This window comes from Salmonella enterica subsp. diarizonae, assembly GCF_008692785.1.
GTDB lineage: Bacteria > Pseudomonadota > Gammaproteobacteria > Enterobacterales > Enterobacteriaceae > Salmonella > Salmonella diarizonae.
The window spans coordinates 94304-121102 of sequence record NZ_VXJV01000005.1 but is presented as its reverse complement, the minus strand read 5'-3'; the positions used below and the strand labels follow the sequence as shown (position 1 = coordinate 121102).

General features: G+C 52.0%; 22 protein-coding genes and 2 pseudogenes. 6 read left to right on the top strand and 18 right to left on the bottom strand.

The window, feature by feature from the left end; all coding sequences use genetic code 11:
* The first annotated feature begins 71 nt into the window (after positions 1–71).
* Positions 72–1166: a D-alanine--D-alanine ligase gene (ddlA, locus tag F4V72_RS11750; protein WP_023246127.1), complete on the top strand. Its 1095-nt coding sequence runs from the start codon at positions 72–74 to the stop codon at positions 1164–1166.
* A gap of 25 nt (positions 1167–1191) precedes the next feature.
* Here ddlA and F4V72_RS11745 read toward each other — a convergent pair whose 3' ends face one another.
* Positions 1192–1407 (bottom strand): DUF2754 family protein, encoded by a 216-nt coding sequence (locus F4V72_RS11745; RefSeq protein WP_063390193.1) that lies wholly within the window; start codon positions 1405–1407, stop codon positions 1192–1194.
* A 267-nt stretch (positions 1408–1674) separates the two neighbouring features.
* Between F4V72_RS11745 and F4V72_RS11740 the strand changes: the two genes are divergently transcribed.
* Positions 1675–1983: a YaiY family protein gene (locus F4V72_RS11740; RefSeq protein ID WP_000763138.1), complete on the top strand. Its 309-nt coding sequence runs from the start codon at positions 1675–1677 to the stop codon at positions 1981–1983.
* A 37-nt stretch (positions 1984–2020) separates the two neighbouring features.
* Here F4V72_RS11740 and yaiW read toward each other — a convergent pair whose 3' ends face one another.
* On the bottom strand, positions 2021–3115 hold the full coding sequence (gene yaiW / locus F4V72_RS11735; RefSeq protein WP_114048626.1) for a surface-exposed outer membrane lipoprotein YaiW: 1095 nt from the start codon (positions 3113–3115) through the stop codon (positions 2021–2023).
* A 14-nt stretch (positions 3116–3129) separates the two neighbouring features.
* A complete protein-coding gene (gene sbmA / locus F4V72_RS11730; RefSeq protein WP_023246124.1) occupies positions 3130–4350 on the bottom strand; it encodes a peptide antibiotic transporter SbmA in 1221 nt (406 codons plus the stop codon).
* A 347-nt stretch (positions 4351–4697) separates the two neighbouring features.
* Between sbmA and ampH the strand changes: the two genes are divergently transcribed.
* Entirely contained in the window at positions 4698–5855 is a 1158-nt protein-coding gene (gene ampH / locus F4V72_RS11725; protein ID WP_023246123.1) for a D-alanyl-D-alanine-carboxypeptidase/endopeptidase AmpH, read from the top strand.
* Positions 5856–5899: 44 nt separating this feature from the next.
* Here the strand turns inward: ampH and iprA are convergent, their stop codons facing one another.
* Together iprA and F4V72_RS11715 are read right to left on the bottom strand one after the other, a co-directional pair.
* Positions 5900–6523, bottom strand: a complete 624-nt coding sequence (gene iprA, locus F4V72_RS11720) for a hydrogen peroxide resistance inhibitor IprA (RefSeq protein WP_053529219.1) — start codon at positions 6521–6523, stop codon at positions 5900–5902.
* A gap of 85 nt (positions 6524–6608) precedes the next feature.
* Positions 6609–6997: pseudogene (locus F4V72_RS11715) on the bottom strand (autotransporter outer membrane beta-barrel domain-containing protein); the annotation flags it as partial.
* A gap of 442 nt (positions 6998–7439) precedes the next feature.
* Between F4V72_RS11715 and hemB the strand changes: the two are divergent.
* Positions 7440–8414, top strand: a complete 975-nt coding sequence (gene hemB, locus F4V72_RS11710; protein WP_053508591.1) for a porphobilinogen synthase — start codon at positions 7440–7442, stop codon at positions 8412–8414.
* Between the two features lie 126 nt (positions 8415–8540).
* On the opposite strand, the gene prpE is transcribed toward hemB, so the two are convergent.
* The 4 genes from prpE to prpB all read right to left on the bottom strand — a co-directional run bounded on the left by prpE (position 8541) and on the right by prpB (position 14106).
* Entirely contained in the window at positions 8541–10427 is a 1887-nt protein-coding gene (gene prpE / locus F4V72_RS11705) for a propionate--CoA ligase (protein ID WP_023246120.1), read from the bottom strand.
* 40 nt (positions 10428–10467) lie between these two features.
* Complete coding sequence (locus tag F4V72_RS11700; RefSeq protein WP_136058436.1) at positions 10468–11919, bottom strand: bifunctional 2-methylcitrate dehydratase/aconitate hydratase; 1452 nt, start codon at positions 11917–11919, stop codon at positions 10468–10470.
* Between the two features lie 39 nt (positions 11920–11958).
* A complete protein-coding gene (prpC, locus tag F4V72_RS11695; protein WP_023246118.1) occupies positions 11959–13128 on the bottom strand; it encodes a bifunctional 2-methylcitrate synthase/citrate synthase in 1170 nt (389 codons plus the stop codon).
* 93 nt (positions 13129–13221) lie between these two features.
* Positions 13222–14106 carry a methylisocitrate lyase gene (gene prpB / locus F4V72_RS11690; RefSeq protein WP_023246117.1) on the bottom strand — a complete coding sequence of 295 codons (885 nt, stop codon included), beginning with the start codon at positions 14104–14106 and terminating at the stop codon, positions 13222–13224.
* A gap of 265 nt (positions 14107–14371) precedes the next feature.
* Here prpB and prpR point away from each other — a divergent pair, with 265 nt between their 5' ends.
* Positions 14372–15997, top strand: a complete 1626-nt coding sequence (gene prpR / locus F4V72_RS11685) for a propionate catabolism operon regulatory protein PrpR (protein WP_070801540.1) — start codon at positions 14372–14374, stop codon at positions 15995–15997.
* A gap of 136 nt (positions 15998–16133) precedes the next feature.
* Here prpR and yahO read toward each other — a convergent pair whose 3' ends face one another.
* On the bottom strand, positions 16134–16409 hold the full coding sequence (yahO, locus tag F4V72_RS11680; RefSeq protein ID WP_023246115.1) for a DUF1471 family periplasmic protein YahO: 276 nt from the start codon (positions 16407–16409) through the stop codon (positions 16134–16136).
* A 232-nt stretch (positions 16410–16641) separates the two neighbouring features.
* On the opposite strand from yahO, the gene F4V72_RS11675 reads away from it, so the two are divergent.
* Positions 16642–17274: a LysE family transporter gene (locus tag F4V72_RS11675; protein WP_053529214.1), complete on the top strand. Its 633-nt coding sequence runs from the start codon at positions 16642–16644 to the stop codon at positions 17272–17274.
* Between the two features lie 40 nt (positions 17275–17314).
* Here the strand turns inward: F4V72_RS11675 and foxA are convergent, their stop codons facing one another.
* The 8 genes and pseudogenes from foxA to F4V72_RS11640 all read right to left on the bottom strand — a co-directional run bounded on the left by foxA (position 17315) and on the right by F4V72_RS11640 (position 26787).
* Positions 17315–19423, bottom strand: coding sequence for a ferrioxamine B receptor FoxA (gene foxA, locus F4V72_RS11670; protein ID WP_162786047.1), 2109 nt, complete (start codon positions 19421–19423; stop codon positions 17315–17317).
* A gap of 146 nt (positions 19424–19569) precedes the next feature.
* Positions 19570–20574: a ferrioxamine uptake transcriptional regulator FoxR gene (gene foxR / locus F4V72_RS11665; RefSeq protein ID WP_053529212.1), complete on the bottom strand. Its 1005-nt coding sequence runs from the start codon at positions 20572–20574 to the stop codon at positions 19570–19572.
* 95 nt (positions 20575–20669) lie between these two features.
* Positions 20670–20862 (bottom strand): annotated as a pseudogene (locus F4V72_RS24670) (hypothetical protein).
* Positions 20781–20966 carry a DUF2474 domain-containing protein gene (locus F4V72_RS11660; RefSeq protein WP_305954967.1) on the bottom strand — a complete coding sequence of 62 codons (186 nt, stop codon included), beginning with the start codon at positions 20964–20966 and terminating at the stop codon, positions 20781–20783. The pseudogene F4V72_RS24670 and the gene F4V72_RS11660 overlap by 82 nt, the downstream one beginning before the upstream one ends.
* Positions 20912–21922 (bottom strand): cytochrome d ubiquinol oxidase subunit II, encoded by a 1011-nt coding sequence (gene cydB / locus F4V72_RS11655; protein WP_150342454.1) that lies wholly within the window; start codon positions 21920–21922, stop codon positions 20912–20914. Before cydB ends, F4V72_RS11660 begins: the two co-directional genes overlap by 55 nt.
* Positions 21919–23322, bottom strand: coding sequence for a cytochrome ubiquinol oxidase subunit I (locus F4V72_RS11650; RefSeq protein ID WP_023246109.1), 1404 nt, complete (start codon positions 23320–23322; stop codon positions 21919–21921). Before F4V72_RS11650 ends, cydB begins: the two co-directional genes overlap by 4 nt.
* Positions 23323–23438: 116 nt before the next feature.
* Positions 23439–23540 (bottom strand): small effector SsaA, encoded by a 102-nt coding sequence (ssaA, locus tag F4V72_RS11645; RefSeq protein ID WP_000933133.1) that lies wholly within the window; start codon positions 23538–23540, stop codon positions 23439–23441.
* A gap of 277 nt (positions 23541–23817) precedes the next feature.
* A complete protein-coding gene (locus tag F4V72_RS11640; protein WP_053529211.1) occupies positions 23818–26787 on the bottom strand; it encodes a type III restriction-modification system endonuclease in 2970 nt (989 codons plus the stop codon).
* Positions 26788–26799: the final 12 nt, after the last annotated feature.

The window sequence follows — 26799 nt, the reverse complement described above, 5'->3', positions numbered from 1 at the left end:
AGAAGCCCGCGAAACCCGCGTTTTGTCGTGGTAATGTATACGCTTTGCATTCGATGGAATGGGTTTTTAAGATGGCGAAATTGCGGGTAGGAATAGTATTTGGCGGTAAGTCAGCGGAACATGAAGTGTCTTTGCAATCAGCGAAAAATATCGTTGATGCGATCGATAAAACCCGCTTCGACGTAGTGCTGTTAGGGATAGATAAGGCGGGACAATGGCATGTTAACGATGCGGAAAATTATTTGCAGAATGCAGACGATCCGGCACATATCGCGCTACGCCCTTCGGCAATCAGTCTGGCCCAGGTGCCTGGCAAACACGAACACCAATTGATTAACGCCCAGAACGGGCAACCGCTGCCGACGGTAGATGTCATTTTTCCTATCGTCCACGGTACGCTGGGTGAAGACGGCTCATTGCAGGGGATGCTGCGCGTCGCAAACTTACCGTTTGTCGGTTCAGACGTTCTGAGCTCCGCGGCCTGCATGGATAAAGACGTCGCCAAACGACTGCTGCGCGATGCAGGACTGAATATCGCCCCGTTTATTACTCTCACCCGGGCGAACCGCCACGCGTTTAGCTTTGCCGAGATAGAGTCTCGTCTGGGACTGCCGCTGTTCGTGAAGCCCGCTAATCAGGGCTCTTCAGTCGGCGTAAGTAAAGTCGCCAACGAGGCGCAATATCAACAGGCGGTCGCGCTGGCCTTCGAGTTCGATCATAAAGTGGTGGTGGAGCAAGGGATCAAAGGGCGCGAGATCGAATGCGCCGTATTAGGTAACAGTAGCCCGCAGGCCAGTACCTGTGGCGAAATCGTACTGAATAGCGAATTTTACGCCTACGATACCAAGTATATTGATGATAATGGCGCACAGGTTGTCGTGCCTGCGCAGATCCCTTCCGAGGTGAATGACAAGATCCGCGCGATCGCGATCCAGGCTTATCAGACGCTGGGCTGCGCGGGTATGGCTCGTGTCGATGTCTTTTTAACGACAGACAATGAGGTCGTGATTAACGAGATCAATACGCTGCCAGGTTTTACCAATATCAGTATGTATCCAAAACTCTGGCAGGCGAGCGGATTGGGCTATACCGATTTGATCAGCCGCCTGATTGAGCTGGCGCTGGAACGCCATGCGGCGGATAACGCCTTAAAAACCACGATGTAATAACGCACGCCCGATAGCGCAACGTTTATCGGGCGTCTTTTGCCTCATCATCTTCGCGCCGACGAATGATGAACCCCGCCAGCCAGAAGCTAATAATCCATGTTACCAGCCCAACGCCATAGGTTTGCCATCCTTTCGCCTCAAAACCCAGCAATCCTACGACGCCATTCAAAATAAAGATAAGGCCAATAACGAAGGCATAGTAGTGCCAGTCACGACGAATTTTTACAGGCAAATGCATAACAACTCCGACGTATTAACAACAGCAAAAATGTATTTTTGCATACTTCTTGCGGGCGAGTCTGTGGGGGATACGGAATTTCTTAAATGTTAATTGATTTAGATAAAAGTGATAATTTTGTGACAACTAACAAAAATTTACGCGATGGATACATTCCGTATGTGAAATTACCATGATTCTGATATTGACAAACACAATGACCTGTCAGACTTCACAGTAAGCCGATGGCATAACGCCAGATCGTAGCCGATCACCCTGGAGGTCTTTATGGCTGATTTCACTCTCTCAAAATCGCTGTTCAGCGGGAAACATCGAGAAACCTCCTCTGCGCCAGGAAATATTGCTTACGCCGTATTTGTACTGTTTTGCTTCTGGGCCGGGGCGCAGCTTTTAAACCTGCTGGTTCATGCGCCGGGCATCTATGAGCATCTGATGCAGGTACAGGATACAGGTCGACCACGGGTAGAGATTGGGCTGGGCGTCGGGACGATTTTTGGCCTGGTGCCCTTCCTCACGGGCTGCCTCATTTTTGCCGTTATCGCCGCGTTTTTGCGCTGGCGTCACCGTCACCAGTAAACCTTAGCGCGCTGGCGAAAATATCCCAGCGCAAAATTTATCGCCCCATACACTGCGCCCGCCGTTCATCAACTCGCTTAGCAAACCAGGCGGTCGTCAGCTTGCGCGTGATCTTCGGGCTTTCCAGTTGAATACCGGGCAACATTTCCCGCGCAAGCGTCCTGCCCGTTTTGGCCTCGGCCAGTTTATAGACGTTCTTGTAGAGCGCCGTTTTTTCAAACGCCAGGCTATCGCCCTTCTCCAGTTGGCTGCGAATCTCACGCTCACTCATTCCCAACTGTTCTGCCAGTTTGCGCGCCGCTAACTCTGTTTTACCCGGTTCCTTGCTGTTATAACGAATCAGATCGCCATCCAGCGCCAGTTTTACGCCGCTGGCTTTACTGACGGCATTCTGGAACGCGGCGTTACGGCTGGCATACCATCCGGCGTTGAAATCGGCGAAGCGGAAAACAGGCGCGCTGTAGTTCGCCGGGTAATTCAGCAAATGGTATGTTCCAAACCACAGTCCGCCACGGCGCGTAAACACCTCCTGACGTACCGTGCCCGCCATCTTCCACGGATAGCCTTTAGCGTGCTGTTCGGAAAAGGCGATACTGACCTGCATCGGGCCCCCCGTATGCACCGGGTTATATGAGCCGAATAGCGTCTGCCCCATAGGAACCATATTGATAAAATCGTCAAAAATAGCGCTAAGCTGTTTTTCGGTTTTTACCGTATCCAGGCGTTCGCTATAGCTCTTCCCGTTGGGGGAGTTAATTTTCAGCGCGGTGTGCACCAGAAACAGCGGAATGTGCAGTCGCTCAGCACGACGATCAATCTCCTGCCAGGCTATTTTACTTAGCCCCGGCACGACAGGGTCAGCCTGATAACCGGACTCCTGCTGGACGACAGCCAGCACCGAACAGATATTTTCTACCGTCGGCGCCAGCCCCTGGCTCTTAAACGTTGTCGCGATATCTTTCGCCCAGGCTTCTCTGTCTTTGACACTGGCCGGCATTTTCTGGCGTACTACGCTTGCAACGTCGACAGGCTTCTCGCCCTTGTTCACAGGCTGCCCGGATTGACTACTACAGCCAGCCAATATTGCGATCGCCAGAAAAGGCAGAGGATAAAGACGGGACGCCGCCGGCATAACGTTTCCTTCTGTTAGCTAAAAGAGTGGGTCACATCCTGAACTGGCTGACCATCCAACTGGCGTTCAAAACTACGTAAACGTTTATAGATAGACATCAGCTCCACCAGCGTCGTCCAGGAGTTAATCAAATACTGGAACGAACCGCGCACCTGGCCAAACACGTTGGTGATTTGCGTCATCAGACCCAGCGTAATCGTACCGGCAACAATGGAAGGAAACAGCAGGAACAAACCGAAAACGTTATCAACCTGCAAATAGAGAATGCGCGCAATGTTGAAATACATATAGTGAAAGTAGAGACGGAAGTAGTTATGGCGCACCGCGCTAAACAGTTCACGGACGGTTGGCGGCGTGGCGCGGCTGGCGTCATCTTCGCCGTAGACCAACTCTTTACGATAAGCCGCTTCCACTCGCTGATTTTTAAATTCCAGCCCCGGCAATTTGATCCCGACGACCGCCAGCAGGCCCGTACCCATTAATGACCAGACTATGGCGGCAATGACCAGGCCGTAAGGAACATGTCCCACGACAGGTAAATCCGGCACATGCGCTGACAGGGTGACTAACACCGGCAAGAAGGCGATGAGCGTCATAATGGCATTGATAAAACTCACGCCCATATTCTCCAGTGTAGAGGCAAAACGCATGGTGTCTTCCTGCACACGCTGGGCGGCCCCTTCGATATGGCGCAGATACTGCCAGTGCGCCATATAGTGCTCATTCATTGCGGTACGCCAGCGAAATACATAGTGGCTGACAAAAAAGTTGTTCAGCACGCCGATCACCACGGCGATAAGCGCAATACCGAGAAACACCCCCACTTCATAATAAAATTGACCAAGAGTTACCTTGTGCGGCGAGCTGAGCGCCGTTTGAATCAAATCATAGAACGGCGCGTACCAGGCGTTAACCGCGACGCCGACCTCCACCAAAAACCAGGTGACAAAAATAATGAGCGAGGTGCCAAGTATCGACCAGTACTGCCAGCGGTGCGGGCTATAGATGAACCAGAACGTTGCAAATAAACCAACGCAAATCAGGTAATAAGCATAAAAAATCAGATAGTCCAGCGACCAGAATCGCGCGGCGCTGATAGGCACCTTATCGGATGCTCCCACAAGTCGCGCCACCCAATCTCCTCCTCCCGCCTGCCAGAAAATGACGGCGATCAGCGCCCAAACAAACGCCGAAATGAAAAACGGCCCTGGCTTTGGGAAAAAAGATTTAAACATCATGCTCTCCTGCTAACTTCTTATCTTTATTACGGCTACTGTGACGACGGCAATATCAAGCCATGCCCTGGCAAATGAAAGGGCTAAACCAGGCATTGTGACCTACGTTGTGACGCTTAGTTCGCACTTCTGCTCAATAGAATTGTTTCGACGAGTTTCATACATGAGCATGCCGGCTAACGCTATCAGGTTATCACAAGCGCGATATCACTAAAGTAAACATTCTCCATCACGAAAACCCGCCGTTACGTTTTCTCACCCACTTTTTTCTCTTTAACACTTTGCAATGTGCCGCCGGGTAGTATAAATACGCATAACCTCCGTTATTTCATTTATGGACATCACCGTTGAAACGTAGTCTGCTTTTTACTGCAACACTGTTTGCGGCATCACTTACTTCTGTCCAGGCGGCTCAGCCGATTGCCGATCCGGTTTTTGCCTCTGATATCGTTGATCGTTACGCCGAGCATATCTTTTATGGTAGCGGCGCCACGGGCATGGCGCTGGTGGTAATCGACGGCAATCAACGCGTGTTTCGTAGTTTCGGTGAAACCAGACCGGGCAATAATGTTCGTCCACAGCTTGATTCGGTTATTCGTATCGCTTCTCTCACCAAGCTAATGACCAGTGAAATGTTGGTGAAATTGCTCGATCAGGGAACGGTAAAATTAAACGATCCTCTTAGCAAATATGCCCCTCCCGGCGCGCATGTCCCGACGTATCAAGGCACGCCGATTACGCTGGTCAACTTAGCGACCCATACCAGCGCGCTTCCGCGAGAACAGCCCGGCGGCGCGGCGCATCGTCCGGTATTTGTCTGGCCAACCCGCGAACAACGCTGGAACTGGATCTCCACAGCGGCCTTAAAAGTAGCACCGGGCTCGCAGGCGGCCTATTCCAATCTGGCGTTCGATCTGTTAGCCGACGCGCTGGCGACCGCCTCCGGCAAACCTTATACGCAACTGTTTGAAGAAAAGATTACCCGCCCGCTGGGAATGAAAGACACCACGTTTACTCCCTCTCCCGATCAGTGTAAGCGTCTGATGGTGGCAGAGAAAGGCGCAAGCCCCTGTAATAATACGCTGGCAGCTATCGGCAGCGGCGGGGTTTATTCTACGCCAGGAGATATGATGCGCTGGATGCAACAGTATCTGTCGTCAGATTTCTATCACCGTAGCCATCAGGCCGATCGTATGCAAACGTTGATTTATCAGCGCACGCAGCTAAAAAAAATGATTGGGATGGACGTACCGGGTAAAGCCGACGCACTCGGTCTGGGCTGGGTCTATATGGCGCCAAAAGACGGACGTCCTGGCATTATCCAGAAAACGGGCGGCGGCGGCGGTTTTATTACCTATATGGCGATGATCCCACAATATAATATTGGCGCTTTTGTGGTCGTAACCCGTACCCCCCTCACTCGATTTACCAATATGAGCGACGGTATTAACGATTTGGTTACTGAGTTAAGCGGCAATAAACCCATTATCATTCCTGCATCCTGAGTCGTCGTGCTTCGCCGTATATCAGACGAGGCACGACATTTTTGTTAATATTCGGAGGGCAAACGGTTAATACTGATCAGTTTGCCTTTATTCATTTCAATATAATTACCCTTACGCAGGGCCGCGAGTACTTCCGCCACCACCGATCGCGATACGCGCGTTCGTTGATGAATATAATTCATAACACCAATACGTGAGCGAAGTTCTTCATCCCACTCAATCATTGTTATTAACGTCGCCCGAATCTGGTCGTAAGAATTATTACCAATGAGCTGCCTGTCACGAAGTTCCAGTACCTGACTTTTCCATGCTAACCAGCAGAATGCTTCACGCCACAGTTGGTTCTGCTCAATGATAGCGAGAGTTTGTGATGATGAGAGGCGATAACCGATGCAACCGCTCTCCGCAATTAATTTATATTGAGGCTCTTTTTTCACCACACCATCGGCTAAGCCGAAAATAAAGGGGGCCTGCACAATACCAATAAGAACTTTATCACCCCGGATCAACGAAACAACCCCCTCTAAAATAACAAAGGTATGGGTGTTACTTTCATCAGGTGAACAAATAATCTCTTTATCGTTAACAAATTCGAAACGCGTACCATGCTTAGAAAGGCATTTATCGAGTTTCCTGAATTCCTGGAGTGGCTTGCTTAAAGATAACATATGCATTCCTTGCAATAATGCCCGTCAGGTCCTTGACGGGCATTTTTCAGTTTAAATTACCTTTATTTCTCCTGAGAGAAATGAATTACCAGGTATATTTAATACCAACGTTTGCAGACCAGTCTTGCTCAACATCACCGCCGCCGAGGTTGTTAGCATCGTTGTAGGTGCTGAAGTCCTTCGTGAAGCTGAACTGAGTATCCAGCCGCAGCGCCTTCTATACCAATATCGATAGAGTCGTCGTTTACGTCAGCATCGCTGTTGGAGTCGTCGTAAACGTAAACCAGTTTGAAATCAAGCGTCAGAAGCGGTGTTGCCGTCAACGTAAGTACCGTCGCTCATGTTAGCAGATAAGTCGTTGTTGAAGCGAGAGTAACTCAAGTTACCGTCAAAGTAGCTTCCCCCTGCGCCGCCATTATCCGCCAGACCATGACGAACGCTGGTCAGACAAGTACCAACGGTGTTTTTTTCCATTTAGCAAGGACGATTATGCGGCGTCATCGCTGAAAGGTTCAATTATTCTTTACCCTCAGTCCGGATTCGGACATGAATTAAATACGTTTCCAAAAGCGAAATAAAACTATAAAAATAACTTTTATTTCAGCAAGTTGCAAGCAAGTCAAGAAAATGGAATACATATAAGAATAATATATTTAATAGAAATACAACATAAACATGAATAACAGACAGTACGTCTCTTACTTAAAAAGAAATGAAATAAAACTAAAATTACTGCAAAATTAATTGCTCCTAAAAATGCGTCACACTTTAAAATATTAATTTCCAGTATATAAACCAGTACTATTATCTTCCGGCGCTAGCGTTGCGCCCGCTGCGTTAAGGACCGTTTTCGTAAAACATCTGCCTACAGATTCAGGTATACTAGGCCTTCGATTCCACAAACATCAGGCAGACCATGACAGACCTTATCCATCGCCCTCGCCGCCTGCGCAAATCCGCTGCGTTGCGCGCCATGTTTGAAGAGACAACACTCAGCCTGAACGACCTGGTGTTGCCGATCTTTGTTGAAGAAGAACTCGACGATTACAAAGCTATTGACGCCATGCCCGGCGTAATGCGCATCCCGGAAAAGCACCTGGCGCGAGAAATTGAACGTATCGCAAATGCTGGTATTCGTTCCGTTATGACCTTCGGCATTTCTCACCATACTGATGACACCGGCAGCGATGCCTGGAAAGAAGACGGCCTGGTAGCGAGAATGTCCCGCATCTGTAAGCAAACCGTGCCGGAGATGATCGTCATGTCCGACACCTGCTTCTGCGAATACACCTCGCACGGTCACTGCGGCGTGTTGTGCGAACACGGTGTGGATAACGATGCGACGCTGGCCAACCTCGGTAAGCAGGCCGTTGTCGCGGCGGCGGCTGGAGCAGATTTTATTGCGCCCTCTGCGGCAATGGATGGACAAGTCCAGGCCATCCGCCAGGCGCTGGACGCCGCCGGTTTTACCGATACGGCAATAATGTCCTACTCCACTAAGTTCGCCTCTTCTTTCTACGGCCCCTTCCGTGAAGCAGCGGGTACCGCGTTAAAAGGCGACCGCAAGACGTATCAAATGAATCCGATGAACCGCCGTGAAGCAATTCGCGAATCACTGCTCGACGAAGCCCAGGGCGCGGATTGCTTAATGGTGAAACCGGCCGGCGCGTATCTGGACGTGCTGCGTGAAATCCGCGAACGCACAGAGTTGCCGCTTGGCGCTTACCAGGTGAGCGGTGAATACGCTATGATTAAATTTGCTGCTATGGCTGGCGCCATTGATGAAGAAAGGGTCGTGCTGGAAAGTCTGGGCTCGATTAAACGCGCCGGCGCCGATTTGATTTTCAGTTACTTCGCGCTGGATCTGGCTGAGAAAAACATTCTGCGTTAATTCTGTCACAGGGCGGTGCTCTGCCGCCCTTTCCCGACTTTACAGTACCTGTCTCCCCCAATATTCAATCTTTGGCACTGACCCATCGCCGGATAGTGCCAACAACGCGGTCTATCCGGCCTACGGTTATTCCTCGATCGCCTGGCGAATTTGCTGCAACGACGCGGGATCGTCAATGGTCGTCAGATCGCCCGGATCGCGGCCTTCGCAGATCGCCTGGATCGTGCGGCGAAGCATCTTTCCGGAGCGCGTTTTGGGGAGCTGCGAGACAAACCAGACATGAGCCGGACGACCAAAGTTACCGATCTGGTTGTCCACCAGCGCCATAATCGCTTTTTCCTCGCCGCGCGCCGCCTCGCGATCCGCCAGCGTGTCGCCCTGTTTAGGAATGACGAACGCCACCGCCACCTGCCCTTTCAGATCGTCTTTTATCCCCACCACCGCAACTTCCGCCACGTTCGGGTAACTGGAGATACTTTCTTCTATTTCTCGCGTCCCCAGTCGATGACCAGCAATATTAATTACATCATCGGTACGGCCCAGAATAAAGTAATAGCCCTCGGCATCGCGGATTCCCCAGTCGAAGGTGGCATAAACCTGACGGTTAAACAGCGACCAGTAAGTCTTCACAAAACGCGCATCGTCGCCCCAAATAGTCTGAATACAACCCGGCGGCAGCGGCCCTTCGATTACCAGCATTCCTTTTTCGTTTATGCCGCAGGGTTCGCCGGTGACTTCATTGAGTAGCTGGACGTTATAACCGTACATCGGCACGCCTGGGCTTCCCAGACGCGATGGCCTGTCGTCCAGCGCGCGCGCCAGCGCCATGATCGGCCAGCCGGACTCCGTCTGCCAATAATTGTCGATGACCGGCACGCCCAGCGTCTCCGTCACCCAGGCGGCAGTCGGCTCGTCCAGCGGCTCACCGGCCAGATAAAGCGCCTCCAGCGAGGAGAGATCGTGATTGCGAATTTGCGCCGTCGGGAATTTTTTCAGCACGCGAATCGCGGTCGGGGCGGAGAACATCCGGTTAACCTGGTATTTCTCGACAATCTTCCACCAGACCCCGCAGTCCGGGTACGTCGGCAGTCCTTCGTAAACAATAGTCGCCATGCCTGCCAACAGCGGCGCGTAGACAATGTAAGAATGTCCTACCACCCAACCGATATCCGATGCGCAAAAGAACACGCCGCCCGTTTTGCCGCCAAAGATGGTGTCCATCGAGGTTGCCAGCGCCACCGCGTAGCCGCCGACATCGCGCTGGACGCCTTTCGGCTTGCCGGTAGTGCCGGAGGTATAAAGAATGCACGACGTTTCATTGGATTCCAGCCACGCCACCGGCACGCTCGCGCCGAGATGCTGCTGGCGCAACGTGGCAAAATCCAGATCGCGCCCGTCCGCCCACGCCATTTTCGCCAGCCCTCTGTCAACCAGCAGAACGTGTTTCGGCTGATACTGCGCCTGCGCAATAGCGTCATCGAGCAGCTTTTTATACGGCAGGATTTTACCGCCGCGCATCCCGGCATCCGCCGATACAATCAGCGCCGGTCTGGCATCGTCAATTCGCGCCGCCACGCTGTGCGAGGCAAAACCGCCAAAGACCACCGAATGGATCGCGCCAATACGCGCGCAGGCCAGCAGCGTTATCTGCGCTTCGGCAATCATCGGCATATAGACCAATACGCGATCGCCACGCTGCACGCCCAGCGACAACAACATGGCGGCCACAACGTTAACTTCATTATGCAACTGGCTGAAGGTAAACGTGCGCTCTTCATCGGTCTCTGATGAGACGGCAATCAGCGCCAGCGCCTCCGGCTGTTTATCCAGCCAGCGGTCAACGGCGTTATGACATAAATTAGTGGTGCCGCCGCAAAACCAGCGGGCAAACGGTGGACGGCTATGATTCAGCGTCTGCGTAAACGACTCTCGCCAGTCGATACGCCGGGCCTGCTCGGCCCAGAACGCCTCCGGTTCGTTAATGGAACGCTGATAAAATTCGCTAAAAGACATCACGCTCTCCTGTTGAACTTACGCCTTACTGCTGGTTGGCTCAGATGACATATAAATCGAGGTATTCGTTAACCGGCATCTGCTCCAGGCGGGTTCTGTCCAGGGAGACATCCAGAATGCGTTGCTGCTGGCGAGTCGGGAACTGACGCGCCAGGTTGATTTTAAATTTTTCGATAAGCTTCGGAATACCGTCGGCGCGGCGACGCGCATGACCAATCGGATACTCCACGATAACTTCGTCAAAGCGTGAGCCATCAGTAAACTCCACGGTGATCGCATTGCCAATAGCACGTTTTTCCGGGTCATGATAGTCGGCGGTAAAAGCCGGGTCCTCATAACACACGATCTTCTCGCGCAGGGCGTCAATACGCTTGTCCTGCGCCACCTCGTCTTCATAATCCGCCGCGGTTAACCGTCCGAACAGTAACGGCACGGCAACCATATACTGGATACAGTGATCGCGGTCCGCCGGGTTATTGAGCGGGCCTTTTTTATCGATAATGCGGAGACAGGCTTCGTGGGTGCGGATGGTCACTTTCTCGATATCCGCTGCCGTTTTTCCCGCGGTCTGCATCTGCTCATACATCGTCATCGCCGCTTCGACGGCGGTTTGCGAGTGGAATTCTGCCGGGAAGGAAATTTTGAATAGCACGTTTTCCATCACGTAGGAGCCGTAAGGTCGCTGGAAACGGAACGTTTCGCCTTTGAATGAAACGTCGTAGAAGCCCCAGGTTTTTGCCGTCAGTGCTGACGGATAACCCATCTCCCCAGTTTTCGCCATCAGCGCCAGGCGCACCGCGCGTGAGGTAGCGTCGCCCGCCGCCCAGGATTTACGCGTACCGGTATTCGGCGCATGGCGATAGGTGCGCAGCGACTGCCCATCCAACCACGCCAGCGATACCGCGTTGAGGATCTCATCGCGCGTCAGCCCCAGCATTTCAGCGACCACCGCGGTCGAGGCCACTTTGACCAGCAGCACATGGTCAAGCCCGACACGATTAAACGCGTTTTCCAGCGCGATACAGCCCTGAATTTCGTGGGCTTTGATCATCCCGCTCAATACCTGTTTCATGGTCAGCGGCGCTTTGCCGGCGGCGATGGCGTTGCGTGACAACCAATCCGCGATCGCCAGAATACCGCCCAGGTTGTCGGAAGGATGGCCCCACTCGGCGGCAAGCCAGGTATCGTTAAAATCGAGCCAGCGGATCATCGCGCCAATGTTAAAGGCTGCCTGTACCGGATCGAGCTGGAACTGGGTGCCCGGCACGCGTGCGCCGTTGGGCACCACGGTGCCAGGCACGATCGGCCCAAGCAATTTTTTACAGGCTGGGTATTCCAGAGCTTCCAGACCACAGCCGAGCGTGTCGAGCAGACAGTAATGCGCAGTGTCATACGCGACTTCTGAGGAGATTTCGTAATTCATAACGTAATCAACGATATCCACAATTTCACGGTCGAATTGCGGGCGGATGTTCAGTTGTTGGGTAGACATAGGGTACGTTTCCTGCGTTTTATTTTTAATAAGAGTGAATTAGCAACGTTCGTCGATTGCGACAAACTCGCGATCGTCCGGGCCGGTATAATTGGCGGAAGGACGAATAATTTTGTTGTCCTGACGCTGTTCAATAATGTGCGCCGCCCAGCCGGTAACGCGGGCGATGACAAACAGCGGGGTGAACATTTCGGTAGGGACGCCCATCATGTTGTAGGAGACCGCCGAAAACCAGTCGAGATTGGGGAACATCTTTTTGGTCTCCCACATCACGGTTTCCAGACAGTCGGCGATGTGGTACATCTTCAGCGAGCCGCCTTCTTCTGAAAGCTGTTTCGCTACCCGTTTGATCACCTGATGGCGTGGGTCGGCGATGGTGTAAACCGGATGTCCAAAACCAATCACCACCTCTTTGTTTTCCACGCGTTTACGGATATCCGCTTCCGCCTCGTCCGGCGTTTCATAACGCTGTTGAATTTCCAGCGACACCTCATTCGCCCCACCGTGTTTCGGGCCGCGCAGCGCGCCAATCGCGCCGATAATCGCGGAGTAGACGTCCGAACCGGTCCCGGCAATCACCCGGCTGGTAAACGTCGAGGCGTTGAACTCATGCTCGGCGTATAGCACCAGCGAAATATGCATCGCCTTTTCCCAACTTTGAGTTGGCTTTTCACCATGTAGCAGATGCAAGAAATGGCCGCCGATGGAATCATCGTCGGTTTCCGGCTGAATACGTTCGCCGTTGTGGCTGTAGTGATACCAGTAGAGGAGGATTGAGCTGAGCGAGGCCAACAGCTTATCGGCAATATCCCGCGCGCCGGAGACGGTATGTCCCTCTTTTTCCGGCAGGGTACAGCCCAGCGCGGAAACGCCGGTCCGCATCACGTCCATCGGGTGCGACGCTGCCGGTAAGGCTTCCAGAACGGTACGGACATTGGCGGGTAATCCGCGCAGCGCTTTTAATTTGCTTTTATAAGCATTCAGCTCGTCGCGAGTCGGTAATTTTCCGTGGATCAGTAAATGCGCGACTTCTTCAAATTCGCAGTGCTCCGCCAGATCGAGAATGTCGTAACCGCGATAGTGCAGATCGTTACCGCTTTTTCCCACGGTACACAGAGCGGTGTTCCCGGCAGGTACGCCAGACAAGGCGACGGATTTTTTTGGCTTAATGACATGGTTATTATTTTGCAGGATCGTGGTGTCGCTCATAGTGTCCTCGTCATTTTTATAATGTGTAGGGCGTAGGCCTGATAAGGCGCAGCCGCCATCAGGCATTGTCGGATGGCACTGCGTTTATCCGGCCTACGATTTTTTGGCGTACAGGGCGTCGAGTTTTTCCTCGAACTGGTAATAATTGATGCTTTCATACAGCTCGTTGCGGGTCTGCATGATGTCGATCACGTTCTTTTGCGTCCCTTCCTGGCGCAGTACGGTATAGACTTTTTCTGCGGCGCGGTTCATGGCGCGAAACGCCGACAGCGGATAGAGCGCCATCGCCACGTTTGCGCTGCGTAACTCGTCGGTAGTAAACAGCGGTGTCGCGCCAAACTCAGTGATGTTGGCGAGGATCGGCACCTGCGCCACGTCGGCGAACTGGCGGTACATCGACAGTTCGGTGATCGCCTCCGGGAACAGCATGTCAGCCCCCGCGTCTACGTAAGCCCGCGCGCGATCGAGAGCCGCCTCCAGCCCTTCCACCGCCAGCGCATCGGTACGCGCCATGATCACAAAGTTCGGATCGGTGCGCGCATCCACTGCCGCCCGAATCCTGTCCACCATCTCCTCTTTCGAGACGATCGCTTTGTTTGGACGGTGTCCACAGCGCTTAGCGCCAACCTGGTCTTCAATATGCAGCGCGGCGGCGCCCGCTTTGGCTATGGACTTTACCGTCCGCGCGACATTAAAGGCGGAGGAGCCAAAGCCGATATCCGCATCCACCAACAGCGGCAGCGGACAAACATCCGTGATGCGCCGGATATCGGTTAACACATCATCCAGCGTCGAAATCCCCAGGTCCGGCAGTCCGAGCGAGCCCGCTGCTACGCCGCCGCCAGAAAGATAGATCGCCTGATACCCGGCCCGTTGGGCCAACAGAGCATGATTAGCATTGATAGCGCCGACAATTTGCAATGGATTCTCTTTGGCGAGCGCGGCGCGAAATACCTGCCCCGGCGAATGTAGAGACATATTCGATCCTCATGTTAGTAAATTGTTACTCAAGATATATTAACCAAAGCAAAGGCTATGCCAGGCAAAGAGGCAGCGAGAAAATTAAATACAATGAGATTTAAAAACAGATAATTACAGCAATCCCTGTTATGAATAGGCGCGATTAAGGAAAAAGAAAAACGTGTCAGCTAACGTTTCATGGAACGAATCGTTCCGTTTCATTGCAACATTCATGAAACATGTTTAAAACAAAAACTCGCCCCTTAAAGATGAACCTACTGCGATGACGACTGCCCACAGCGCTCCGCGCGATAATAGCGATAAACCGGTGATCTGGACGGTCTCCGTAACGCGTCTGTTCGAACTGTTTCGGGATATCAGTCTGGAATTCGATCATCTGGCGACCATCACGCCTATTCAACTCGGCTTTGAAAAGGCGGTGACCTACATTCGCAAAAAACTGGTGACCGAGCGCTGCGACGCGATTATCGCGGCGGGTTCTAACGGCGCCTATTTAAAAAGTCGCCTGTCAATACCGGTGATCCTCATCAAGCCCAGCGGATTCGATGTGTTACAGGCGTTGGCGAAAGCGGGAAAGCTCACCTCATCTATCGGCATCGTGACCTATCAGGAGACCATTCCGGCTTTACTTGCCTTTCAGAAAACGTTTCACCTCTGTCTTGAACAGCGAAGCTATATCACCGAAGAGGACGCGCGCGGGCAAATTAACGAACTTAAGGCCAACGGTATTGAGGCTGTCGTCGGGGCGGGATTAATTACCGATCTGGCGGAAGAGGCGGGAATGACCGCCATCTTTATTTATTCCGCGGCGACCGTTCGTCAGGCCTTCCATGATGCGCTGGATATGACCCGTCTGACACGGCGCCAGCGCGTTGATTATCCGTCCGGCAAGGGATTACAAACCCGGTATGAACTGGGCGATATACGAGGCCATTCGCCGCAAATGGAGCAGGTCCGCCAGATGATTACACTCTATGCCCGCTCCCGTGCGGCAGTGCTGATTCAGGGGGAGACGGGGACCGGGAAAGAGCTGGCGGCGCAGGCGATTCACCAGACGTTTTTTCACCGCCTGCCTCACCGTCAGAATAAGCCATCCCCTCCCTTTGTCGCCGTCAATTGCGGCGCGATTACCGAATCGTTGCTGGAAGCGGAACTGTTTGGTTATGAAGAGGGCGCGTTTACCGGTTCACGACGAGGAGGCCGGGCGGGGCTGTTTGAAATCGCGCACGGCGGCACGCTGTTTCTGGATGAAATCGGCGAAATGCCCTTGCCGTTACAAACCCGACTCTTGCGCGTACTGGAGGAAAAAGCCGTCACTCGCGTCGGCGGACACCAGCCGATCCCGGTGGATGTCCGGGTGATCAGCGCTACACATTGCGATCTGGATCGGGAGATAGTGCAAGGACGTTTTCGTACCGATCTATTTTACCGCCTGAGTATTCTACGCCTGACGCTTCCTCCTTTGCGCGAGCGGCAGGCTGATATTTTGCCGCTGGCGGAAAGCTTTTTAAAACAGTCGCTGGCGGCGATAGAAATTCCGTTTACCGAATCGGTACGTCATGGATTGACGCAGTGTCAGCCGCTATTGCTGGCCTGGCGCTGGCCCGGTAATATTCGCGAACTGCGTAATATGATGGAGCGCCTGGCGCTTTTTTTAAGCGTCGACCCCGCGCCAACGCTGGACAGGCAATTTATGCGGCAATTATTACCTGAACTTATGGTGAATACAGCAGAACTGACGCCTTCAATCGTGGATGCACTCACGTTGCAGGATGTGCTGGCGCGCTTTAATGGCGATAAGACTGCTGCGGCGCGTTATCTGGGGATTAGCCGCACCACCCTTTGGCGTCGTTTAAAAGCATGTGCCAAAAACCAGTCGGGTAATTAAGACAAATGACAATGTCCTGAACGCCTGATAGCGCTACGTTTACTGCAGGCCGTCATCCGGCAAAACGGATACCGGTTGCCAGGAATAAAAAATACCCGCCGGAAACCCAGGCGGGTATTTTGATGATGCAACGCTTTTATTTCTTTTTATAAATATCAGCCGTACCATGAATTTTATTTTCTGTCTGTCCGGACGTCAGCACCACTACATCCGCCCCTTTTTCATCCGCCTTTTTAATTAAATCTTCTCTGGCGTCCAGCGGCGACATTTCCCCGGTGGTAGAAATAGTGCCAATTTTCGTGTATTCCGAAGCGACTTTATCAAAGTCCGTTTTTTTCATCATTTCTGCGGCATAGACGTTTGTCACGACAAACGCTAATGCGCCAAGCATAACCTTGTAGCCAGTTTTCATAGCAAAACCCTCGTTTTATTATTACGCCATCATCGCTTTATCAGAACAAAAATGCCGTTCGGACTGATTAAATAAGTAGTGTAGATTGCTGGAAAAATCCAGTCAGCCTCCCTTCTGTCGGCGTAACTACGCGCATTAAAAATGCTACTGCTTTGTGATCTCACTCGCAATCGTCTGGTTTGACTATTAATAAGATGAACGTTATTTCTTGAGGCTAAGGGAAGAGTTGTCTATGGAGCCGTTTCATGCCGTTGTGCTTACCGTCAGTCTGTTTGTATTAACCTTTTTTAATCCCGGCGCAAATCTGTTTGTGGTGGTGCAAACCAGCCTCGCATCAGGACGCCGGGCGGGGGTAATAACCGGCCTGGGCGTCGCCACGGGAGACGCCTTTTATTCCGGGCTGGGGCTTTTCGGTTTGGCGACGCTCATTACGCAGTGCGAAGCGGTATTTTCTCTTATCAAAATTGTCGGCGGCACCTATTTATTATGGTTCGCCTGGAACAGTATTCGCCACCAGGCGACGCCGCAAATGAGCACGCTCCAGGCACCGATTGCCGCCCCGTGGACGATTTTCTTTCGCCGGGGATTAATGACAGATTTATCTAATCCGCAAACCGTACTGTTTTTTATCAGTATTTTTTCCGTAACGCTTAGCGCAGAAACGCCCACATGGGCAAGGTTAATGGCCTGGGCCGGGATTGTGCTGTCATCCGTTATCTGGCGTATTTTTCTCAGCCAGGCCTTTTCGCTCCCCGCAGTCCGCCGTGCTTATGGGCGAATACAGCGCATTGCCAGTCGTGTTATCGGCGCCATTATCGGGATGTTTGCGCTCAGACTTCTCTATGAAGGCGTGACGCACCGCTAATGCTTGCCCGGTAGCGTTTGCTACCGGACAATAAGCGTTATCAAAACGCCCATGAAACGCTGCCTACAATGCTACGCTCGGCGCCAAAATAACAATAAGAGAGCGAATTACAGGCAGCGACATAACGTTTGTCCGTCAGGTTATTTACGTTGAGCTGGGCGCTTAAGCCATTTAACCCAATGCTGGATAAATCATACCCTACCACCATATCGACCAGTGTATAGGACGGCAACGTATGAGTATTCAGGCGATCGCTGGTCACGCCGTTGACGTACCGGATGCCGGAGCCCAAAGTCAGCCCCTCTAACAGACCGCTTTTCACATCGTAGCTTAGCCAGGCGCTGGCCTGATTCCGTGGAGCATAAACCGCGCGCTTACCCTGCTCTTGCGGGCTACTTTTCTTATAACGGATATCAGTATAGGTATACGCCGCCTGCAAACGGACGCTATCCGACAAATGGCTAATGGCCTCCAGTTCAACCCCTTTAGACTCAATTTCACCAATCGAACGGTACGGATCGGTAGGTTCTTCTTTGGTCGCGATATTTGTCTGGTTAATACGATACACGGCGGCGCTAAACTGGCTGTTCCACCCCAGCGGTTCGTATTTTACCCCCGCCTCCCACTGCTTGCCTTTCATCGGTTCCAGCACATTGCCGTTTTCGTCGGCGAAGCTGGTTGGCGTAAACGCGGTAGAATAACTGAGATAGGGGGCGACGCCATTGTCGAACAGATAAAGCAACGCGGCACGGGTACTGACGTTGTTTTTATCGAGATCGCTGCGTGAATCATGAAGTTTGTCGATATTAGACACACTGACCCGATCGTAACGGCCGCCCAACGTAAAACGCCAGCGATCCCATGACATCTGATCCTGTAAATAGTATCCAGTCTGCCGCAACTTATGTTTTTCACGGCTGTACAACGTAATGTAATCCGGCTGAGCGCCATAAACGGGGTTGAAAGCGTCAATCGGCGGAAACGCGCCATAATAGCCAGTGGTATGATTGCTGCGATCCTGATAATCGATCCCCACCAGCAGACGATGGTTAATCTCCCCGGTATCCACGCTGCCGTCGAGCTGATTATCCAGCGCGATAGCCGACATTTTCTCCCCGGAGCCGGAATAGCCGCGATTCAGCGCCGTTTCATTCAACCAACCTGCGGCATAGACCTGATTTAACGCCACTTTAGTATGCAGATAACGCAATTTTTGCCGTACCGACCAGCCGTTATCGAACAGATGCTCGATGTTATAACCCACCATATTTTCACGGCGATCGTATTTGTCGTAGTCATCTTCACCTTCAAAGAAGGTGTTAGAAATTTTTCCGCCGTTATAAGGTACAACCGTGCCTTGATAAGGTAATCCGGAGTGGCTACCGCCTTGCGGATCACGGTGCAGATAGGCCATAAGCTCAAGACGCGTCCGATCGGTAATTCGCCAGGTCAGGCTCGGCATCAGCGCATAGCGTTCCTCTTTCAAGAGGGTAAACTGCGAATCGGCGTAACGTGTCATGCCGCTAAGACGCGCCGCCACACGTTCATTGTCATCCAGAGGGCCGGTCACATCAAAAGCCGCCCCGCGCTGGTTGTTATTGCCGGCAAACAGCTTCACCTCTCCCCCGGCATCAAACGCCGGTTTTCGCGACGTCAGCGCGACAATGCCGCCTGGCGATGAACGTCCATACAGAACGGACGCCGGGCCGCGTACCACCTCAATATCCTCCAGAAACCAAGGGTCAACCACCAACGAACTGTGCGAATTGGTGTCGCCCATCATTTTTAACCCGTCGAGATAGACGTTATCCAGACTACCGTCCGAAAAACCACGCAATACAATGTAATCAAAGCGGTTAGAGGCGCCTATCTGGTTACTGTATACACCTGGGGTGTAGCTGACCGCCTGACGCACGCTGGTTGCGCCCTGCTCTTCAAACTGCTGGCGGGTAATAATGGATACCGACTGCGGCGTTTCAATATCTGGCGTCGCCAACTTGGTCGCGCCACTCTGTACGGGCGAGGTGACAATGACCGTATCATTTTTTGTTGTTTCCTGGGCAAAAAGAGGAAAAGTCGCGCCGCCGATAGTTCCGCCTATCAATAGCGCTATACGCGTTGTCGCAAACATGAACATCTCCAAAGGTATCTCTTATTGTAAATAAGAATTATTACCCTTTAGAGGTGATGAATCACTATGCGTAACGCCAGATTGCCTATGCGCAATGATAAAAAATCATAAAAAGAGGCAGAAAACCGGGTTAGCGGCGGATATTACCGCTCTGGCGGGGCACGTTACGCACAGTGTCGGGACGACGTCAGGGAAGCGTCACGCAGTTCGCCGGGCGAGCAGCCATAACGCCGACGAAATGCCGTCGCAAAGTTTGTGGCATGTTGATAGCCTGACATCCAGGCTGCCTGCTGCACGCTGTATCCCTCCATCAGATAACGACGCGCGCGCGCCAGGCGGCAATCGCGCAGATAATCAAACACGGTACAACCATAGGCATGGCGAAATTTACACCGCAGGCTACTCGGACTCATTGCCGCCCGACGCGCCAGTTCGTTCAGCGTGTATGCTTTTTCCGGCGTCTGTTCCAGTAAACGCCGAATGAGCTCCAGCCGTTGATATTCACCAGTGACGGGAAGTCCGCATTTTTGCTTTTCGGGCTGACATAGATTTAGCGCATAGCCCAGCAATTGCAGCATGATGCCTTCCAGCATTAACTGGCGTGACGCAGCATGATGTCCGGGCTGCTGCGCATAGCGTAGCCCCGAAAGAAGAAACTCCGGCACCTGCCAGACCATCGCAGAAGCAGCGCTATTTTCCCACTCGTCTGCCAGCGAGCCAGGCAAATGCTCCCGCCATCCGCCGTCCGGGTACATTCCCAGCGATAAGGTGCGTAATTTACTGTCTGCGTCGTGATGAGCGCGCATCGTCTGCTGCTCGCTAAGGTGCGAGCAAAACGCCATCCCCGCGCTCAGCAAAAAGGTCTGCTCATTTACCGCCAGCGCAACGTTACCTTCCAGCACTACCAGCATATACAGAGGACTACTATGGCGAGAGGTGGTTTCATAGGGTTGTAACACGTGAACATCCGAGCGTGTAATGCAAATCCCGCCGGGAAGCGCTATCTCTTCGATATCACCATGAAGTACGGGACTACTCTGCGTATACTGCGGTAACGCCGGGAAGCGGTAATCAATGCCATACCGCTCGCCAAACGCGATGAAGTCGCTGACGGAAAAGATCTTTTTCATCGCCGGGGATGCGGAAGAGTGACAGGAGATCGGAGACATTATCAATACCGTTTATCTGCGTTATACCAAAGCATTAGCTACTCTGTAACCATATCACTGCAGCACGGGAACGACAATAAAGATGAGAATAATTATCAACCGCTATTAAAGGGAGAGATAAGGCGAGCAAACGTGATCGATAAACGCCGATCTGTCGATAAAGACGCGCTTTCGCCAGAGACGAAAGCGCGTCCGGGTGGTATCAGTCAGGAACGAAACCCCGCGGAGGTCATGAGCAGTCTGAACAACATTCCAACGCCCGCCAGCAGAAGTACGCTGGCGCACCATATCGCGACCATCCATACGACTCGCCGCGACCATTTTTTCACTTTAACCATCAGTGATATCCCTCTCCATGTCGCACTTTTCCACGGAAGACGTAGTAGCTCCAGAAGGTATAAGCCAGAATAATCGGGATGATTATCAGCGCCCCAACCAGCATAAAGCGTTGACTTTGCGGCGGCGAGGCGGCGGCATACAGCGAAATATCCGGTGGAATAATATTCGGCCAAATACTGATGCCTAACCCGCTGAACCCCAGAAAAATCAATCCTAGCGTGAGAATAAATGGACGCGCATGGGATTCTGGTTTTTTCACGCTGCGCCATAGCCAGACGCTAAAAGCCAACACCAGCACAGGCACCGGCAGGAAGTAGTATAAATTGGGCAGTGTGAACCAGCGCTCGGCGATATCGTCGTGGGTGAACGGCGTCCACACGCTGACGCCCCCCATCACCAGCAACAAGATGATCAACAACGGGCGCGACAGCGCGCACATCCGGCTATGTAGCGGATCTTCGCTTTTCATAATCAGCCAGGTAGCGCCCAGCAGCGCGTAGGTGACGACCAGACCGACGCCGCAGAACAGGTTAAACGGCGTCAACCAGTCAAGCTGCGAACCGCTAAAGGCTCGCCCTTCCACCTGAAAACCGCTCACCACCGCGCCCACCACAACCCCCTGGGCAAAGGTTGCCAGGATTGACCCAACGATAAAGGATTTATCCCAGAAAGCGCGATGCGACTCGGTAGCTTTAAAACGGAATTCAAAAGCGACGCCGCGGAAGATAAGACCAAGCAGCATAACCACCAGCGGGATAGTCAGCGCGTCGGCGATGACGGCATAAGCCAACGGAAACGCGCCAAAAAGCCCGGCCCCGCCCAGCACCAGCCAGGTTTCGTTACCGTCCCATATCGGCGCGACCGAGTTCACCATGACATCGCGATCGTGTTTATCACGAATAAACGGAAACAGGATACCGACGCCCAGATCGAAACCATCCATCACGATATACATCAGCGTGGCGAACACGATAATAGCAAACCAGATAACCGGAAGATCGATGGTCATTCGCGTTTCTCCTGCTCAAGCGATTCTCCCACGGCAGAGATAGGACGCGCGGGTCTGCCATCGGTTTCAGCGGTCGGTGTCTCCGCCGGCTGCGGCCCTTTCTGGATAAGGCGAATCATATAAATATAGCCAACCCCAAAGACCAGGGAATAGACCACAAAGAAGGCCAGCAAACTGATGCTCATTTGCAAGGTGCTGTGCGCGGAAACCGCATCACGCGTTCGCAGCAGGCCATAGACCACCCACGGCTGACGCCCTACTTCAGTCGTCACCCATCCAGCAAGGATAGCGATAAGCCCGGACGGCCCCATCCACAGCGCAAAGTGCATAAAGGGCCGCGAATGATACAGTCGGTGTCGGTAGCGTAGCCACAGGCTGGCCAGCCCCAGAAAGATCATCAGTACGCCCATGCCCACCATAATACGGAAAGACCAGAACACCACGGTAGAGTTGGGGCGATCCTCTTTGGGATAATCTTTTAGCGCAGGCACCTGTTTGTCCAGGCTATGCGTCAGGATCAGACTGCCCAGCGCCGGGATCTCAAGCGCATAGCGGGTCCGTTCCGCCTCCATATCCGGCCAACCTACCAGCGTAAGCGGCGTTGGCTCGCCGGGCGTATTTTCCCAGTGCCCCTCAATCGCGGCAATTTTGACCGGCTGATGCTTCAGAGTATTAAGGCCGTGCATATCGCCAATCAATGCCTGAACGGGCGCCACCACGACCGCCATCCATAACGCCATCGAGAACATACGGCGGATAGCCGGCGTATCGTTACCTTTCAGTAAATGCCAGGCTGCGGACGCGCCGACAAACATCGCGCTACTTAAAAACGCCGCAACGGACATATGCAACAGGCGATACGGGAACGACGGGTTGAAAATCACCGCGAACCAGTCCACCGGGACCACCTGACCGTTATGAATTTCAAATCCCTGCGGGGTATGCATCCAGCTATTAGATGCCAGAATCCAGAACGTCGACATTAACGTGCCCAACGCCACCATACAGGTAGACAAGAAATGCAGGCCCGGCCCGACTTTGTTCCAGCCAAAAAGCATCACGCCTAAGAATCCCGCTTCCAGGAAGAATGCGGTGAGCACTTCATAGGTTAATAAAGGCCCGGTGATACTGCCGGCGAACTGGGAAAAACCGCTCCAGTTCGTTCCGAACTGGTAAGCCATGACCAGACCGGAGACCACGCCCATCCCGAAGTTGACGGCAAAAATTTTGAGCCAGAACTGATAGAGCGAGCGCCAGACAGGATTACGCGTTTTTAGCCATAAACCTTCCAGTACCACCAGGTAACTGGCTAAGCCAATCGTAATCGCGGGGAAAATAATATGAAAAGAGACGGTAAAGGCAAACTGGAGTCTCGCTAAAAAGAATGCATCAAACTCCATGTTCCCTCCCGTTTATATACAGTCACTTTGTGTAAAATATTCACTGTTCGCAACCAGGTTGAAACGAAACGGTTATTTTCCCCAAACGTAAAAACGCCGGGGAATATCCAGATAAATTACGATTTTTTTTGCGGTTGGCTATCAGGCTTATCGCCCGATTCTGGCGCTTCGGAGGGGTCGTCTTTTTCGACAGCGAAACGGTAGTATTTATTTAGCATAACATGTCTCCCTTAGTTACATTCAATTGGCAATATCTACCCAGCCATTATGAAAAATAACGGCAAAACAAAAAAACAGCGTTCTCAAGACTATTTGCAGTTTCAGCAAAATACTCTTAGCTGAAAGTTAAGAATAGACGTAAAACGATAACGTTCAAGTCAACGCGGTTTCATGGGCGGGGGATTAGCGTAGGGAGAATGACCGCAACGCTCGCTGCGCGGCGGCCATTTTATATGGTCTATCAAAAAGATAACCGTTAAGGTCCATTCAAACCCGTTAGTTCACCTTCCCCTCTATCAGGCCATTGATCGTAGAAAATACCGCCGGCGCGCTGGTCGCTTCCGCAAACTCGACATTGATATTTTGCCGACGCAGCATATCGAAGAATTTACGTTGCGCATCAAGAATAACTTGATCGCCTACGCGCATATTTTCTGCTTTAGTTTCAACCAGTAAATAAACGCTGTCGGCGTCCTGACACTCAATACGGTACACAAAATCCGGCGTGGTAGAGCCCCCCGTATATTTGGGGATCTGAATGGCCCGCTTGGGTAGTTTGCCAAATACGGAAACCTGTTGCGGATAATGGTATTTTAATAGCGGTAATTCAGGATCGACGCTGTCATAACGCAGCGGCGGTATTTGATAGAGAGAACGGGGATCATCTATCGCATTCTCATCCACATTTTTACCCAGAATTTCAGCGCTAATCTCCTCCCTGAACTGCCGTGCCGTGGAATCAAATACCGACGTTGAAGCCTGAAAATCGAGAGGCAGATAATCGTGGCGCTGCGCAAAATGCGCATTAATCCGCGCCTGTAATGCGCGGGTCATATTGTCCAACGAGATCTCGCTTAAATAGCGTGAATCTCCCTGCAAAACATCACGCAGCATCGCCATTAACACCGGGTGCAGAACATTAACCGGCAGACTGGTGCGTAACGCCAGTTGCTTAAGAAAATGGCCATATTTCATGCCCGCCATGAATTCGCTGGCGGCTAATTCGCCTTCCCGCTGCGCCACCTCAAAGCGGCCATTATCCTCATTCGATACCAGCCGTTGTTGCATCTGGCTTGGCTTCTGGCGTATATACAGCGCCGGGTCACGCAGCACCTCGGCGGCAATCTGTTCCAGAGAAGCGCCGCTACGCTCGAATTGCAGCATATAACGACGGGAAAACTGCTCCCAGATACCGCTAAGTTGTTCCCAATTTTCTTTGCGTAACCTGACTCGCAATCGGGAGACGGGTCTATTGTCACGAACACGATCCGCTCGCACCCGCGCCTGCGTCAGCTCAGGGTAGAACTCCAGTAGCCATGCAAAACCACTTTTGGTTTCTCCGTTAAGCGTGACGCTGGGTTTAAACTCATTACTCCGGTTGATCAGTCTTTTATCATCCAGATCTTCCAGCAAACGAAGCTCCGTAAACGCGGGATCGACTTTTTGCCGCTCGGTGACGATAAGTGTGATCATCGCCTCATCCAGTTTCTGCTCGTTAAGCTGAACTTTGCTGTCACGATTAATCTCATCAACCAGCATACTGGCAAACGCTTTTTCATCATAGCCAATCAGAAACGCCAGCCGGGACGGCCACTCTTCCTGCTGAACGCGATGGCCGTTTTCATCCACCGGTAGCCGCAGGCCGCGCCCCACTTCCTGAATTTTGCTCGACTCGCTACCGGAAGAACGTAATTTAGCAATGACAAAAACATTCGGGTTATCCCAACCCTCGCGAAGCGTCCATTTTGAAAACAAAAAGCGGCGCGTTTCCCAATTGCCGTGATGGTCTGAAAAACTGAGCAACTTCTCTTTATTTTTCAGAATATCATCTACTTCAGCCTGGATCGCCTCATCGCCACTTCCCCGGTCTTCGCCAAAGTAACCGGCGTGAACGTTTTGGTTATCCGAGTGCAGGCTGGCGAGCGTGGCCTGCAGAAATGACAGATACTCCACTTCTCGCGGCAGGGTCTTGCGCTGATAATTGTCAATCAGTTGCGTCAGTTTCTTTTTCAGTAAACACTCAAACTTCAGTTTCAACCAACCTTCGTCATCACGATAGCTTTTAATACTGTCAATAAAGAAAAGGCTTAATGTCTTAATACGCGGGGCGTTATTTTCTGGCTCATTGCTGCGTAAGAAATTTGCCTGTTCGGTGTCAAAATGCTTATCAATAGCGTTCTGAATAATCAGTTCCTGGTAGCTCGCACCAAAGGTTCCTGGCACCAGCGCCATCCCGGCTTCCAGCTCCAGCTCGTTCGATAACATTTTACTGCCGGCATATTCAATACTGCCTTCAAATCCCGCATCGACATCGGCGAGATTTTCGCCCACGCCAACCTCGGCAATTTTGCTCCCCCGTCGGAGGATTAATTTCTTTGCCGTAACGCTGTCAACGATATAACGATTGTTGGCCTGCTCTTCGGGGAGATTCGGATAATAAATATCAATACCTTTCACCAAACCATCGTTAAAACTGTCCACCGCATTGAGATCAAACTGCGGTTGCCGGCGATAGTAATCTTTACGTACACATTTATTTTTACCCTTGCCTTCGACAATATCCGGGAAGGTGGCGCCAAAACGTACGATCATTTGCGGCTGAATGGCCTGAATCGCTCGATAAAATTTGTTATCTCGCGCAAAACGATGCGGTTCATCAATAATGACCACCGGTCGCGTCATTTGCAGCCCTTTAACAGGCGACGTCAGCCCGCCCAGTAGCGTTTGATCGTAATCGTCTCGCGTCATACTGGCGGAATTGAGCATTTGCGCATTGATTAGCAAAACCTGAATCGTATGGCTATCACGACGGCTGGCATCAGTAAAACTTAATAGCTGGGCCGGAAAATTTTTGCGTCCCGACTTCACTTTAAAATCACCAGCGTTGATGGTGCAAAGTTCCATCTGCGTATTTTCGTAGAACTGTGAAAAATGCTGTCTGGCATAATCGCTGGTGATAAAGTTCCGCGCACCTTCTTTAATGGCTGGCGTCGGCACCACCAGCACAAATTTGAAGAGGCCGTATTTCTGATGCAGTTCATACATCAACCGGGTATAGACATAGGTTTTCCCCGTCCCGGTCTCCATTTTAACGTCAATATTGGCTTTATCGTTGTAGCGCTCGTTAATCAGCGGATTAGCATAGTGATTATGATCGGCCTGCGCGTGATCGATACCGGTAAAACTCGCCAGAATGGCCGCTAATGCCTGTTCCTGATGGGGGAGTTCTTCCAATAAAATATTCATCTTCATCCCCTC